The following is a 15,466-nucleotide window of genomic DNA, read 5'->3' on the forward strand; positions in this document are numbered from 1 at the left end:
CAATTAAAGAATAATTATCTTTAAATAGAAGAGATTGTATATAAATTATGTCATTAGACCTGTTTGGAGGAAAAGGAAAATGCGGAGGTATACGATAAAAAAGGGCATTTTATTGGAAAAAACATAGGTGAATCAAACATCGAGAAGTGTATGTTACTAAATGACTATTTTTGTCGAAAATAGTCATTTAGTCATGTTGAGGCATTTGAAATGTTACTGATATTCTTTACCAAAGTGTGGGAGGTGAACTGGTACATACCATTACGATATGAAGCGAGAAAAAGGGGAGGTCAAAGAATGAACTTATTAAAAAGAACGAGTCAATTATTTCTTATATTGGTGCTGATCGTTGGAAATCTATTAACGGTCTCACCAGCTGTTACGAAAGCCGCTGGGACGGTTGTTGTCAATAACACGGATTCTTATATTATTGGGAGTAGGCCACTGGTTCTTCAGCAGCTCGATGGAAATAATCCAACAAATGTAAAAGCTAGTGTAGAGGTGAAAGGAATCGATATGGGTGCAGTGAATGGTGTTGCTGTAAGTGATCGAGAAAATGTTGTGTATGCAACTGCAAATAGCACGACCCCTACTCTATATAAAATAAATGCGACATCAGGGCAAGCAGAGAGCGTAACCCAATTACCAGAAGGTGCTTCTAATGCCGTTGTGTATCAAGATAAATATATCTATTCTTATGCTTCTAATGGTGAGTATTTCCTTGGAACATACGATTTAGCTACGGGTCAAAAATCGTCTAAAAAAATTGTCGGATATGACATCGGGTCTGGCGTTGGCGGAGATCTTGTCGTTGATAAGGACGGCTATCTTTGGTTCGCATCAAATGGCAGTGGGGCCATTGCGCAAATGAACCCTGATACAGCAGAAGTCATTCGTGTCATTCCGATTAAAAATGCAGATGGTAAAACGATTGACGGAGGCGTTCGGGGGATTAGCTTTTTGCCCAATGGACAAATGCTATTACAGTCAGGATTAAATGACTCCATTGGCCATTCCACTCTTTTTACACTTGATGCGAAAACATTAAGTACAACATATATGGGCACTGTAGGTGATTCATTATCTTACGATTTAGCTTCGCGGGTTAAGCCAGAATTTGATCCATATCCTCCAGAGCTTGAATCGGAAAAATCAGTTGTTTTACAGAAAAAAGCAGAGGGCAACACAGATGAGAAGCATCCAGAAGTAGGCGACACGTTACTTTATACAATTAAAGCAAAAAATACCGTGCAATATGGTATTGTCAAAAATCTGATCGTATCAGATAAACTGCCAAGCAGCTTAACGTATGTTTCAGGGTCTCTTAAGGTGGATGGAACGAGCGTAACAGATGCAAAAGATCAAGACAAAGGTGATTATACAAACGGCACTGTTTCAGGTCAAATAGGTGACGTGAAAGATACCGATTGGCACACAGTGACATTTGAAGCGACGGTAGGCAAAGGTCAGGCAGGCAAAGATATTCAAAATACCGCGAATGTCAAAGGGGAAAACACACCTCCGGATGAACCAACAACAAACATAGAAATTTACCCGCGTGATCCAAAACTTGAATCAAAAAAATCAGCGGTCTTGCAGAAAAAAGCAGAAGGGAATACAGATGAGAAACATCCAGAAGTAGGCGACACATTACTGTATACCATTCAAGCCCGTAATGCGATTGAAGACAGCGTCATTGAAGATCTTGTGATTTCTGATAAGTTACCTCAAGGGTTATCATATGTACCAAATTCACTTCAGGTAGATGGAAATCCAGTCACAGATGTAAAAGATGATGACAACGGGGATATGACAGACGGAACTGTCACTGGGACGTTCGGTGAAGTGAAAGATGCGAAATGGCATACAGTGACGTTTGAAGTGTCGGTTGACAAAGGTCAGGCAGGCAAAGATATTCAAAATACAGCTAATGTCACAAGCGGCAACACACCGCCAGACGAGCCGACAACAAAAACAGAAATCTATCCGCGTAACCCAAAGCTGACTTCTGAAAAATCAGCAGTTTTACAGAAAAAAGCAGAAGGTAACAAAGATGAGAAACACCCAGAAGTAGGCGATACCCTGCTTTATACAATTAAAACAAAGAATACGATAGAAGACAGTCTCGTTGAAAACTTAGTGATCTCAGATGAACTGCCGGAAGGATTGGCATATGTACCGAATTCACTTCAGGTGAATGGAGATGCAGTCACAGACGCAAAGGATGACGATAACGGAGACTTTACAAACGGAACCATCTCAGGACAATTTGGAGACATTAAGGATACAGATTGGCATACCGTGACGTTTGAAGTGACGGTTGAAAAAGGACAATCAGGCAAAGACATTCAAAATACAGCCAATGTCACAGGCGGCAACACACCGCCAGATAAGCCGACAACAAAAACAGAAATCTATCCGCGTGATCCAAAGCTTGAATCAGAAAAATCAGCGGTTTTGCAGAAAAAAGCAGAAGGTAACAAAGATGAGAAACACCCAGAAGTAGGCGATACCCTGCTTTATACAATTAAAACAAAAAACACGGTAGAAGACAGTCTTGTTGAAAATCTAGTGATTTCAGATCAATTACCAAAAGGGTTGAAGTATGTCACCGGGTCCCTTCAAATTGATGGGGAATCTGTCACAGATGTGAAAGACGACGATAGCGGTGACTACACAGATGGAAAGGTTACAGGTTCTTTTGGTGATGTGAAGGACACGGACTGGCATACTGTGACGTTTGAAGTGACAGTTGAAAAGGGACAGGCTGGTCAAGACATTCAAAACACAGCTGAAGTAACTGGCGAAAACACGCCGCCAGATGATCCAACAACGAAAACAGAAATTTATCCTCGTGAACCAAAACTAGCATCTGAAAAGGCTGCAAGTATTCAGAAAAAGGCAGAAGGCAACAAAGATAAAAAGACACCACAGGTAGGCGATACCCTTCTTTATACAATCAAAACAAAGAATCTTGAAGAAGACAGCATCGTCAACAATCTTGTGATTTTCGATGAACTGCCAGAAGGTCTTGAATACGTCGAAGGATCATTAAAAGTAGATGGACAAGCCGTCACAGATGCAAAAGATGACGACAAGGGAGACTACACAAAAGGTACGGTGACCGGTCAATTTGGCGATATCAAAGATACGGACTGGCATACAGTGACCTTTGAAGCGAAGGTCGCTAAAGGCCAATCAGGTAAAAGCATTCAAAACACAGCCAAAGTAACAGGCGATAATACACCGCCAGACGAACCAACAACCGAAACACACATTGATCCAAGAGATCCAAAGCTTGAATCAGAAAAAACATCAGAAATCTCTCAAAAAGCAGAAGGCAATACCGATGAAAAAGAAGTACAAGTAGGCGACACCCTTCTTTACACGATCAAAACAAAAAATAATGTAGAAGACAGTGTCATCAAAGACTTAGTGATCGCAGATAAACTGCCAGAAGGTCTTGAATATGTTGAAGGGTCGTTAAAAGTAGATGGACAAGCTGCCACAGATGCAAAAGATGACGATAACGGAGATTACACAAAAGGCACAGTCACCGGTCAATTTGGCGATATCAAAGATACGGACTGGCATACAGTGACCTTTGAAGCGAAGGCTGCCAAAGGATCTGAAGGGAAAACCATTCAAAATATCGGAGTCGTGAAGGGTGAGAATGTAGATGAGCCAGACAAACCTGAAAACTCAACGACAGTAGAACCACCAAATGTGCCAGAAGTCCCAGCAAATCCAGATCAACCTTCTGAGCCACAACAGGATACACCTGGTCATCATCTTCCGAATACTGCAACAGCAATGTACAACCTTTTACTAGCAGGATTTGCCCTTGTATTAATAGGTGCATCCCTTATTGTATGGAAAAGAAGAAAAAGAAACGGATAATCGTCCATGGTTCAAAAAATCATCTCAACTCTATTGATTACAGCAGGTATTTGTCTTGTGATCATAGGATATATAAGGATCGTTGATGGACAAAGGCAAGTAGATCAATCTTTCCAGTCTGCACAAGCAGCCATTCAGCAAAAGGGGGAAACGGATTCCCCTTTTGTTCCAAAGGCTGGTGAAACCATTGGACTCTTACACATTCCAAAGTTAAACGCTGAGTTACCAATTGTAGAAGGAACAGAAGCAGAGGACTTGGCAAAGGGTGTTGGTCATTATCATGAGAGCAATTTACCAAATGGGCAGGGACAAATCGTTTTATCTGGGCATCGTGATACTGTGTTTAGACGAACAGGAGAACTTGTGAAAGGGGATCAACTCGTCATTGAGCTTTCATACGGTCGGTTTACCTATGAAATTGAGAAAACAAAGATTGTAAAAAAAGATGATCAAAGTATTATTACACTACAACAGGAAAAGGAAGAACTTGTCCTGACAACATGCTATCCTTTTTCTTTCATTGGTCCTGCACCAAACAGATATATCATATATGGAAAGCGTGTTTAAGCACTGGATCAGCCTGCAACTTATCCTTTCACTAACCGATTAAAGTACTTCATTCCTTGATAAAGAGGGAATTGCCTATATCTAGAGATGCAGGAGGGGGGTCAATTTGTTAAATCAAGACTATGTAAGATATATAGATAACTTTGGAAGAATTGTTCTTCCGACAGATATAAGAAAACGGCTAAAAATTCTTCCGCAAGATTTTATGGAGATTTATCGAGAAGAAGACCAAATTGTGATGAAGCCATATTGGCAGGATAAACCTTGTATCGTCACAGGGGAAGTGACAAACTCCAATAAGGTGCTATCCGGCGGGGTGGTCATCAGTCCAGAGGGAGCGAGACTGCTCCTGCAAGATTTACTGGCGCTACGCCTGCAAAAAGAGATATAAAAAAAGGCTGTTCTCACCACGTGAGAACAGCCTTTTTTCATCATACTGGATTCAAAATCCGGTTTAAGAATTGTTTTGTTCGTTCTTCCTTTGGTCGTTTGAAGATTTCCTCTGGAGGACCTTGTTCGACGATGACGCCGCCATCAATAAAAATCACTTCGTCTGCTACTTCTTGGGCAAACTTGATTTCATGTGTGACAACCGCCATGGTCCAGCCTTCCTTCGCTAGATCCTTCATGACCTTTAAGACTTCTCCGACAAGCTCAGGGTCAAGCGCAGAGGTAGGTTCATCAAAAAGCATGAGCTCTGGCTGAATGGCAAGTGCACGGGCAATCCCGACACGCTGCTTTTGACCGCCTGAGAGCTGGAATGGATACAGATCCTTTTTATCTTCCAGACCGACCTTTTGCAAGAGCTGAATGGCTTCTTTTCGAACCGTTTCCTTTGGACGGCGCTGCACTTGGACAGGGCCTTCCATCACATTTTCAAGCACTGTACGGTGAGGAAACAGGTGATAATCCTGAAACACCATTCCTGATTTCCGGCGTAGCTTCAGCAGATCAGCTGATTTATTTTTTTTCGAAAAATCAATCGAGAAATCATCGAAGGTAAAGGAGCCGCCATTTGGTATTTCAAGTGCATTTAAACAGCGAAGCATCGTTGTTTTTCCTGAACCAGATGGACCGAGGATGGCCACAACCTGCCCTTTGTTGATCGAAAAATCAATCGACTTTAAAATCTCATTTTCACCAAAGGATTTCTTTAAGCCTTTGACTGTTAGCATGTCGTTCCCTCCTTACCTTGCGACATATCGATCAAGTCGTTTTTCAATTTGATGCTGAACGAGCGATAGAATGAAGCAGAATACCCAATAGATGAGGGCTGCTTCCATATAAATAAACAAGATCTGATCCAAGTTCGCCGCAGCAATCTCCTGTGATTTACGGAACATCTCTGCCACGAGAATTTGGGAGGCAAGGGATGTATCCTTCACCAAACTAATGAATGAATTAGAAAGCGGTGGAATCGATACACGTACAGCCTGCGGTAAAATCACGCGGACGAGCGTTTTGCGATGTGTCATCCCAATGGAATAACCTGCTTCCCATTGTCCTTTTGGAACAGACAGGACGGATGCACGGATAATTTCCGACGCATACGCACCTACGTTTAAAGAAAAAGCAATAATGGCACTTGGATATGGATCCAGTGTGATATTAAATGTCGGAAAGAAATAGAAAATAATAAACAATTGCACAAAAAGCGGCGTTCCGCGAACGGCCGACACATAGATGGAGAAAATCCATCTGAGGGCTTTCATTTTAGACATTCTAGCAAGAGCTGTCACAAGCGCGATAAAAATACCAATAATAAAGGCAATGATGGCGAGGGGAATTGTATAATAAATTCCCTGCATCACCATTGGCCAAAAAGATTGCTGAAGAAGATCCCAAGGAATGACGACTCCTAGGATGTTATTTTGTAACATCTTCACCAAACCATTTCTTAGAAATCTTAGCGAGTGTACCGTCTTTTTTCATTTCTTTTAATGCGCCATTCACCTTGTCAACGACTTCGCCGCTGCCTTTTCTGAATGCGAAATACGTTTCTTGAGGATCTCCTGTTTCAAATGCAACTTTTAGGTTTTTGTTACCGCTTGTTTTCAAGTAATTCAATACAGCCAATTTGTCATTGAACGTCAGATCAGCACGTCCTTGCTGAATCAATTGAATGGATTGTGCAAGACCTTCAACGCCTTCAATCTTAGCGCCAGCATCTGTTGCTAGTTTATTGTAGTTACTTGTTAATGATTGTGCTGCTTTTTTGCCTTTCACATCAGATAGTTTCTTGATGTCGTTGTTATCTGATTTTGTCACAACAATAGCTTGAGATGTCGTATATTTATCAGAGAAATCGTATTGATTTTCACGTCCAGTTTTCCCAACTTGGTTCGCTACCACGTCAAAACGTTTTGCATTCAGTCCAGCAAACATACTGTCCCATTGTGTTTCTTTGAATTCAGGTTTTAAGTCAAGACGTTTTGCTACTTCTGTGATGACTTCTACATCATAGCCAGTTAATTTATCTGTCTTTTTGTCATGGAAGGTGAAAGGAGCATAAGTACCCTCTGTTCCGATGGTTAATACACCTTTATCCTGAATGGATTTCCAAAGGTCTCCTGATTCCTTAGACCCAGATTGTTTATTCGCGTTGTCGCTTGCACCAGATCCACATGCCGTGATCAATGCAACACAAGCGCCTAACATAATGGCAAAGAACATTTTTTTCATTTTATTCCCCACTTTTCTTGTTGGTATTTACAACATATGATCTTACAGAGAAGCAACCTAAAAGTAAAGCATTTGAAACTAGCTTGAGCGAATCTCACCAACTTTATGCCCTCAAACGGTCGAACGGACAAACGATAGAACTATACCCAAGTTAAAAGGTGAATAAAACCATACACAAGTTCAAGATGATTAAGATGATTTGATTGGTGGAACGTTAGATAAACGATTCGGGTAAAATATGCTATGATCATCCCAACGAAATTTTCCAATCGATTCAATTGACTTCTAAGAAACAAAAGGGAAGTGTGAACATTTGCATACATCGAAACAAAAACCTGTCATGATCTTAATACACGAAATATACGGAATAAATGATCATATGAAGAGTATGATCCATTATTTCGACAAAGCTGGATTTGAGGTTTATTGTCCTCATTTATTGGGACAGGCGAAGCACTTCCCTTATGTCAGTGAAAATGAGGCTTACGACTACTTTATGAATAAAGTTGGTTTTGATAAGCCGGTAAAGAGTGTACTGAATCTGGCAAAAGAGTTAAAGACGAAGAATGCCGCGATAGATATATTTCTGCTGGGTTTTAGTGTGGGGGCAACAATTGCCTGGCGATGCAGCCAAAATGATCAGCTGTTTAGAGGAGTTATTGGATTTTATGGTTCAAGGATCAGAGATGACGTCGATCTTGCGCCCGCCTGCAAAACGCTGTTATTTTTCCCGGAGATCGAAGCATCCTTTCATCCCAGGGAGATTGCGAGTGTTTTGGAGAAAAAGAAAAAGCTTTGCGTGACAATAGTAGAGGGAGAGCATGGATTCGCCAATCCTTATTCTGCGGCTTTTCACGCTGAATCTAAAAATCGCTGCTTTCAGGAAATAGATGAATTTATCAAAGTGTGTTTGCTAAAAGCAGAATGACTTGTGACAAAAGTGATCATAAGAACTGTCTAAAATGAGACTTGAAAAGAATGAAACGAAACCAGTGTGCAACGATAAAGTTTCATGCTGGTTTTTTTGTGCAATATTTTAGATATATGGCATCCTATCAAATGGTTTGATCCACCACATAGTTGTGCGAACATTACTAAAATAAAGACTTCGAGACAGTGACCATAGAAGGAAGCATATTTATTATAAAAGATGTATAATTAGTAGGTTGTTTTGAAAATGGAATGAATCACATGGAGACATGTTTTGATAACAGAGCATCTTAGAAGAAGGAGGGCATCATTGTGGATGTTGGACAAAATCAGCCTGAACAATTGAAAAGGGCGATGACCTCCCGCCATTTATTTATGATTTCACTTGGCGGTGTCATTGGGACAGGCTTTTTCTTAGGAACGGGCTATACGATTGGACAAGCAGGGCCGGTCGGAGCCGTTCTTTCATATATTGTGGGCGGATTGATCATGTATTTAACCATGCTGTGTCTTGGGGAGCTGTCTGTTGCACTTCCTGTGTCGGGGTCGTTTCATACGTATGCGACGAAATTTGTCAGCCCGGCAGCGGGTTTTGCTGTCGGCTGGATTTATTGGCTCGGCTGGGCAGCAACGGTTGCCCTTGAGTTCTTATCAGCAGGGCAGCTGATGAGGCGCTGGCTCCCGCAAGTGGATGTGTGGATTTGGTGTCTCGTATTCGGACTCTGTCTTTTCTTATTAAATGCCCGGTCAGCGAAAGCGTTCGGGGAGTCGGAATTTTTCTTTTCTACCATTAAGATTATTGCAATTTTACTCTTTATTGGTGTAGGCGGAGCGGCGATGTTTGGGTTTATTGATACAACGAGCGGTGAACCCGCCCCTTACTTCAGCCATTTTGTGAATGACGGGCTGTTTCCAAATGGCCTGCTTGCTGTTGTGGTTACGATGATCACAGTGAATTTTTCATTTCAAGGAACAGAGCTGATCGGGATTGCGGCAGGAGAAAGTGAAAACCCTGAGAAAACCGTTCCCCGTTCGATCCATCAGACCGTATGGCGTACACTTGTCTTTTTCGTCTTATCTATTTTTGTTTTAGCGGGTATGGTGCCTTGGAAGGAAGCTAGTGTGCTGCAAAGCCCATTTGTTACTGTGTTTGAGAGAACGGGCATTCCTTTTGCGGCAGACATCATGAACTTTGTCATTATCATTGCTTTATTATCTGTTGCGAACTCTGGCTTGTATGCATCAACAAGAATGCTGTATTCCTTATCGAAGGAAGGAATGGCAGGAAAAGCATTTAGACGCGTCAATCAGCGCGGTATTCCGATGAATGCCTTACTGCTCACCTTCCTATTTACAGGGATTTCGCTGTTATCCGGCTTCTTTGCAGAGAAAACGGTATTTGCCTGGATCGTGTCCATTGCCGGCATGAGTGCCCAGACAGGCTGGATCACGATTACATTATCGCAGCTGCTTTTCCGTAGAAAATACTTGAAAGCAGGCGGAAAGCTGGAAAACTTAAAATTTAAAACGCCTCTTTATCCGGTGCTGCCGATCATTGCAATTACACTGAATACCATCGTATTGGTCAGTCTTGCCTTTGATCAAGAGCAGCGCATCGGGCTATATGTCGGCGTACCGCTTATGATCATTGGATATGTTGTCTATCACCGCTATGTGAAAAAGCATCAGGCACAAAGTGAGCCGCTGAAGCTGCAAATCAATGGAGATGACGAGATCCGGTTTTAAACCATCAAAAAGAAGCCAACCCAATCGGGAGGCTTCTTTTTTTGATTCAATGAACGCCTTTCATCGCTTTCTTAATCACTGGTGTCAGTAATAGCATCACACCGCATAAAACGATGGCAAGGAATCCGATGATACCGAAATAGACGGTTTCCGGCACTTTATCAAACAGTTTGACTACTTGCGCATTGATCGCCTGTGCCATTGCATTTGAAAGGAACCAAAGGCTCATCGTTTGCGCTGAGAAGGCAGCAGGGGCCAGCTTTGTTGTCGCTGACAGTCCAACTGGTGATAAGCAGAGCTCTCCGATCACGACGAGGAAGAAGCTCAAAACGAGCCATAATGGGCTCACAAGTGTGTTCGGACCGGACATGTATGCAGGAATGATCATGATGATGAAGGATAACCCTGCAAACAAAAGACCGAGTGAGAACTTAATCGGGGTAGACGGCTGTTTCTTCCCAAGTCTGACCCATAACCAAGCAAACACTGGAGACAGCAGCACAATAAAGATTGGGTTCAATGATTGGAACCATGAAGACGCTAGTGTCATCCCAAGGAAATTCAAGTTTGTTCGTTGATCTGCATATGTCGCTAAAATGTTTGAGCCCTGCTCTTGAATCGCCCAGAACATCACGGCAGCAAGGAACAATGGAATATAAGCGAGAACCCTGGATTGCTCCACTGCGCTCGTCTTTTTACTGAAATACATGACAATGAAATAAACAATCGGAATGAGTACACCAAGGGCACTGACAAACCAAGTGAATAGATTAATTGTGAGTGCGCCTGTTTGAATGCCAATGACAGCAAAAATCGCAAGCAAAATCACAACCAATGAACCGTAAATTTTGAAGTTCTTACGTTCGGCAGCTGATAATGGATTGGTCACATAAGTGCCGGCAAGACCAAGGTTCGGTTTTTTTGTGACGACAAATGTAATGAGTCCAACAAGCATCCCAACGGCAGCGAGTGAGAACCCGAGGTGGAAATTCACTTTTTGACCGAGTGTTCCGACAATTAATGGGGAGATAAAGCCACCCATGTTGATCCCCATGTAGAAAATACTAAATCCAGAGTCCCTGCGCGGGTCTGTTTTTGTATACAGGTCGCCAACAATGTTTGAAACGTTTGGCTTGAGAAGACCTGTCCCGATAATAATCAGTCCCATACTAATAAAGAGCGCTGTTGCTCCGCTTGGCAAAGCCAAAATCACGTGGCCAAGCATAATGAAAACTCCGCCATAAAAGACCGTACTGGATGATCCAAATACCCGGTCGGCGAGCCATCCGCCAATCACTCCTGACATATAGACAAGCGCACCGTAGACAGACATGATCGAATTGGCTGTCGTCTGGTCAAAGCCTAGACCGCCTTTTGTCACCTCTGTGTACATATAATAAATAAGCAGTGCACGCATGCCATAATAGGAGAAACGCTCCCAAAATTCAGTGAAAAACAGGGTGTAAAGTCCTTTAGGATGTCCAAAAAACCCTTTTTGAGGAACACTTTTAACAATTTTATCGTGGTCAATTGTAGACATGGCATAGATCCTTTCTTAAAAAAAGAGATATGAGAAAAATGATATTCTTGTATAGTTCTTGTGTCAATATAAAACTATTCTAAAACAGGAAAATGTTAGTTCAATAGGCGTAAAGACTCAAAAAATTAAAAAATTCATTGAAGTAAAAATTATCGGAAAGTTATTCCTGAAGAATTTATTTAAAATTTGAAGCAATGTACAAGCAAACCTTTGACACATGCATAGGATGACGAGAGAACATGTGTGAAAAGGAGTGATTTAGGTTGGGGGAATTGAATGAAGCTGATCTAAAAAAACCTGTTGTCAATGTACTAGATTTTGGCGTAATTGCTGACGGGAAAACGGATTGCACAGCTAAGCTCAATGAATGTTTAGAGTGGACAAAAGCACAGGGGTATTCCCATGTCTGGCTGCCGAGCGGCACGTATTTAATCGATGCGGTGTACAGAGGTGATTCATTTTTTCCTTTTCGAGGTGCGGGTATACGGGTGCCAAGTCATATATGCATTGAGATGGCGTCAGACGCTGTAATAAAGGTAAAATCAAATGATTCATGGGGGTATGCAGCCTTTTATATAGGAAAGGTTCAGCATGTGACCATCCGAGGCGGGCGTATTGAAGGGGATCGTCATGAGCATGTATACAAGCCGCTCCCCGCTGAACGAAGAACCCATGAATGGGGCTTTGGGATATGTATTGAAGGTGCCTCACATGTGGAGGTGAATCATGTCCAAATAAAAAATTGTACGGGAGACGGCATCATTGTCAGTCCCCATGGTTTATTGACAGAGGGTGAACCTTACTCTCCTGCTTCATCTATTGATATTTCTGGCTGCACCATCACAGATTCGAGACGAAACAATATTTCGATTACAGGCTGTGATGGGGTTATTGTGGAGGACTGTCTCTTGGAAAGAGCAGGAGTAAATGGGGTCGAGCCAAGAATGGGTATTGATATTGAAGGCTATGGAGAAAATGCCGTTAATATGGAGGAGCCTTTGAATATTCAGATTCGCAACAACATCGTCAGAGGAGGTGCTGCAAGCTCCATCTATAACTTTAACGGCTATGGTGTGATCATTGAAGGCAATCATACAGATAGCAGTATCTCCTATGGCTTCTCCACCGAAACGATCATTGCCAACAATTTGATTCGTGCAGTAGGAGGAGGTGTGACAAAAGCAGGGATTACGAGCTTAGGCGTCTCACTTGGCCAAACGGAAAACAATGTGATGATTATTGGCAATATGATTGAGGGGTTTGAAAAAGGAATTGATGTGAGAGGAGACAGCGTTCACATTACAGGCAATAAGATTAGTCTTTTTGAAGATGCGGCTGTGTCCGTTTATATGGCGAATCGTATTCTAATAGAAGGAAACCATATTGAATCAGGAACGAATACCGGAAAAAGAAGCGCCTCGCTGCGTATCTATCAATCGGATAGTGTCGTCTTTTCAAACAATACGGTCTACTCTGTTATCGATGCGGCCGTGGTGAGAGGAACGAATATTCTCATCCAGCACAATCAATTCAAAGAATTCAGCAGAGGAATCTGGGTGCAGGAAGGGGAAGCTGGGCTCAACGGCAACCACTTTATTCAAGAAGGACACCCGGAGCTAGATTCTTCGTATACGATCAGTGTCACAGGAAATGCAAAGGCTTTCATCTGGCAAAATCGCTTTAAGCACTATCAAAACTACGCTGTATACAGCAGCACGACGGGGGCATTGGAAATTAAAGATAATTCCTTTGAAGAAACATCCTTATATGTGGTGATGTATATTAAAAATGGTTCGCCACAAATTGGAGATAACCGTTTCTATTTAAATCGATCGATCGGACAGCCGACGGCGATCTTTATTGACCAGGCCGCCTCAGCCCGTGTGCTGCGCAATAACATCATCAATATTTCTCCTCAAAAAGCAATTGCCGTCCGCACCGCCAATTCCACTCATTCTGTCATCGCTCACAACATGCTGGAGCGTAGTCAACTGGTGACACATACCACAGACAGGCTCATCGGAAATATTGAGATTGATACACCGTCATGAGTGTTTGAAATCCCTTATTTTGGAGGTTCAGAAGGCGGTTGACAATCCTGTAAAAAGGGCATATAGTAATAATTATTTTTCATTTTTCGCAACATTTGCCCTTTTTTTTATTAATAAAACCGATTAATTCAATCAGAAAAATGTATCTAAGGACTTCGGTTTGATACATTTAGGATATAGAAAGGATGAAGAACAAGTGTTACAGCCGAAAAGGAAGCTCAAGCTAGGCGTATTCATCGCAGGAACTGGACATCACGTTGCCTCTTGGAGACATCCGAATGCAGTACCAGACGCAGCCATGAATCTAGATTATTTTAAACAATTAGCGAAAAAGGCAGAGGAAGGAAAGCTGGATTTGCTCTTTTTAGCCGACAGTTTATCCATTAATCAAACCTCTCATCCGAACGTATTAACAAGATTTGAACCGCTCACGCTGCTTTCATCTATTGCTGAGTCTACTTCAACCATTGGTTTAGCAGCAACAGCTTCCACTACATACAGTGAGCCTTTCCATATTGCAAGGCAGTTTGCCTCCCTTGATCATTTATCAGGCGGAAGAGCGGCATGGAATGTGGTCACATCTTCTATTGAAGAAACAGCGAAAAATTTTAGCGGAGAAGAGCATTTAGCACACCATAAACGATATGAGCGGGCAGAAGAGTTCGTCGAGGTCGTCAAAGGTCTCTGGGATTCTTGGGAGGAAGACGCCCTTGTCAGAAACAAGGAAACGGGAGAATTCTTCGAATCTAGTAAGCTTCATGAGCTCCAGCACAAAGGTGAGTTCTTCTCAGTAAGAGGTCCTCTCAACGTATCACGCACGCCGCAAGGGCAGCCCGTGATCATTCAAGCAGGATCTTCTGAAGATGGCCAAAAGCTTGCAGCAAAAACAGCAGAGCTCATTTTCACTGCACAAAACGATCTCGACAAAGCGAAGGAATTTTATCAAAGCTTGAAGGGGAAAGTAGAGGCTGCTGGCCGTGCTAGAGAGGACGTCAGCATCATGCCGGGTATCTTTCCGATCATTGCTGATACAGAGGAAGAAGCCCAAGCGAAATATGAAGAATTACAGGAGCTGATTGTTCCTGAGATTGGACTGAGCATTCTGCAAAATTACTTAGGCGGAATTGATCTGTCTCAGTATCCTTTAGACGGACCGCTTCCAGAGATTGATCCAAGCACAACAAATGCGGTGAAAAGCCGTTTTGATCTCGTGATGAATATGGCGAGAAAGGATAACCTGACCATTCGCCAGCTTTATCAATCGGTTGCCGGCTCACGCGGTCATAATATTTTCATTGGAACGCCGCAGCAGCTGGCAGATGTGATGGAAACATGGCTTCGTGAAGAAGCAGCAGACGGCTTTAATGTCATGCCGCCGCTCTTGCCAGAAGGGCTGGATGTGTTCGTAGACCGCGTCGTCCCAATCCTTCAGGAACGAGGCTTATTCAAAACCGATTACACAGGACAAACCTTACGAGAAAATCTTGGATTAACAGAGCCAAAAAATCGCTACACGACATAAGGGTGAGGTGACTAACGTTGGGATACACGTTTCGTCTGGCAACAGAGGCAGATATAGAGGCGCTGCTTGAACTGACAACAAGAGCATACGAGCCAATTCGTGAGCTAGGCATCCAGTTCCAAGCAGCACATGCTGATTTCGCTCTCGTTCAGAAAAATGTACAAAAGAATCTTTGCTATGTGATGGAAGAAAACGGAGAGCTTCTATCCACCTTATCACTCCGTATGCCTTGGGGAGAGCAGCCAGGACCGTTCGGCGTCCCTCATATCTGGTGGTTTGCCTCAGAACCAGCCGCCAAAAAAGGCACAGGCTCAGCCTTGCTGGAATGGGTGGAAACCGAAGTGCTAAGGGATACACTGAAGGTGCCGTACGTGTCGCTCGGTACAGCTGATAAGCATCCATGGCTGATAGAGATGTATGAGCGTAAAGGCTATGTCAGAGCAGGAGAAAAAGATTTAGGCAAAGGTCATATCACGGTTTATTTCAAAAAACAATTAAGATCAGATATCACACAACCATAAGAGGAAG

12 protein-coding genes are annotated in these 15,466 nt (G+C 42.6%); 8 read left to right on the top strand and 4 right to left on the bottom strand.

The window, feature by feature from the left end; all coding sequences use genetic code 11:
* Nucleotides 1–297: 297 nt before the first annotated feature.
* The 3 genes from MHB66_RS02040 to MHB66_RS02050 all read left to right on the top strand — a co-directional run bounded on the left by MHB66_RS02040 (nucleotide 298) and on the right by MHB66_RS02050 (nucleotide 4,858).
* Nucleotides 298–3,900, top strand: coding sequence for an isopeptide-forming domain-containing fimbrial protein (locus MHB66_RS02040; RefSeq protein ID WP_046313877.1), 3,603 nt, complete (start codon nucleotides 298–300; stop codon nucleotides 3,898–3,900).
* Between the two features lie 6 nt (nucleotides 3,901–3,906).
* Entirely contained in the window at nucleotides 3,907–4,467 is a 561-nt protein-coding gene (locus tag MHB66_RS02045; protein ID WP_046313879.1) for a class D sortase, read from the top strand.
* 106 nt (nucleotides 4,468–4,573) lie between these two features.
* Nucleotides 4,574–4,858: an AbrB/MazE/SpoVT family DNA-binding domain-containing protein gene (locus tag MHB66_RS02050; RefSeq protein WP_034283768.1), complete on the top strand. Its 285-nt coding sequence runs from the start codon at nucleotides 4,574–4,576 to the stop codon at nucleotides 4,856–4,858.
* A 40-nt stretch (nucleotides 4,859–4,898) separates the two neighbouring features.
* Here the strand turns inward: MHB66_RS02050 and MHB66_RS02055 are convergent, their stop codons facing one another.
* Genes MHB66_RS02055 through tcyA form a run of 3 tightly spaced genes read right to left on the bottom strand, consistent with a single transcriptional unit; the run spans nucleotide 4,899 to nucleotide 7,149 of the window.
* Nucleotides 4,899–5,642 (bottom strand): amino acid ABC transporter ATP-binding protein, encoded by a 744-nt coding sequence (locus MHB66_RS02055; RefSeq protein WP_024424287.1) that lies wholly within the window; start codon nucleotides 5,640–5,642, stop codon nucleotides 4,899–4,901.
* A 12-nt stretch (nucleotides 5,643–5,654) separates the two neighbouring features.
* Complete coding sequence (locus tag MHB66_RS02060) at nucleotides 5,655–6,347, bottom strand: amino acid ABC transporter permease (protein WP_024427294.1); 693 nt, start codon at nucleotides 6,345–6,347, stop codon at nucleotides 5,655–5,657.
* Entirely contained in the window at nucleotides 6,334–7,149 is an 816-nt protein-coding gene (gene tcyA, locus MHB66_RS02065) for a cystine ABC transporter substrate-binding lipoprotein TcyA (RefSeq protein WP_046313883.1), read from the bottom strand. Before tcyA ends, MHB66_RS02060 begins: the two co-directional genes overlap by 14 nt.
* A 313-nt stretch (nucleotides 7,150–7,462) precedes the next feature.
* Here tcyA and MHB66_RS02070 point away from each other — a divergent pair, with 313 nt between their 5' ends.
* Together MHB66_RS02070 and MHB66_RS02075 are read left to right on the top strand one after the other, a co-directional pair.
* Nucleotides 7,463–8,077: a dienelactone hydrolase family protein gene (locus MHB66_RS02070; protein ID WP_046313885.1), complete on the top strand. Its 615-nt coding sequence runs from the start codon at nucleotides 7,463–7,465 to the stop codon at nucleotides 8,075–8,077.
* Between the two features lie 356 nt (nucleotides 8,078–8,433).
* Entirely contained in the window at nucleotides 8,434–9,825 is a 1,392-nt protein-coding gene (locus MHB66_RS02075) for an amino acid permease (RefSeq protein ID WP_046314015.1), read from the top strand.
* Between the two features lie 46 nt (nucleotides 9,826–9,871).
* Here the strand turns inward: MHB66_RS02075 and MHB66_RS02080 are convergent, their stop codons facing one another.
* Complete coding sequence (locus tag MHB66_RS02080) at nucleotides 9,872–11,365, bottom strand: peptide MFS transporter (RefSeq protein ID WP_034283771.1); 1,494 nt, start codon at nucleotides 11,363–11,365, stop codon at nucleotides 9,872–9,874.
* A gap of 263 nt (nucleotides 11,366–11,628) precedes the next feature.
* Here MHB66_RS02080 and MHB66_RS02085 point away from each other — a divergent pair, with 263 nt between their 5' ends.
* From MHB66_RS02085 to MHB66_RS02095, 3 genes are all read left to right on the top strand, one after another.
* Nucleotides 11,629–13,416 carry a right-handed parallel beta-helix repeat-containing protein gene (locus MHB66_RS02085; RefSeq protein WP_046313887.1) on the top strand — a complete coding sequence of 596 codons (1,788 nt, stop codon included), beginning with the start codon at nucleotides 11,629–11,631 and terminating at the stop codon, nucleotides 13,414–13,416.
* Nucleotides 13,417–13,612: 196 nt separating this feature from the next.
* Nucleotides 13,613–14,938: an LLM class flavin-dependent oxidoreductase gene (locus MHB66_RS02090; RefSeq protein WP_041116658.1), complete on the top strand. Its 1,326-nt coding sequence runs from the start codon at nucleotides 13,613–13,615 to the stop codon at nucleotides 14,936–14,938.
* A 17-nt stretch (nucleotides 14,939–14,955) separates the two neighbouring features.
* Nucleotides 14,956–15,459: a GNAT family N-acetyltransferase gene (locus tag MHB66_RS02095; RefSeq protein ID WP_024427303.1), complete on the top strand. Its 504-nt coding sequence runs from the start codon at nucleotides 14,956–14,958 to the stop codon at nucleotides 15,457–15,459.
* The last annotated feature ends 7 nt before the right edge of the window (nucleotides 15,460–15,466 follow it).

It is taken from the genome of Bacillus sp. FSL L8-0167 (genome assembly GCF_038630295.1).
In the GTDB taxonomy this organism is placed as follows: Bacteria; Bacillota; Bacilli; order Bacillales; family Bacillaceae; genus Bacillus; species Bacillus safensis.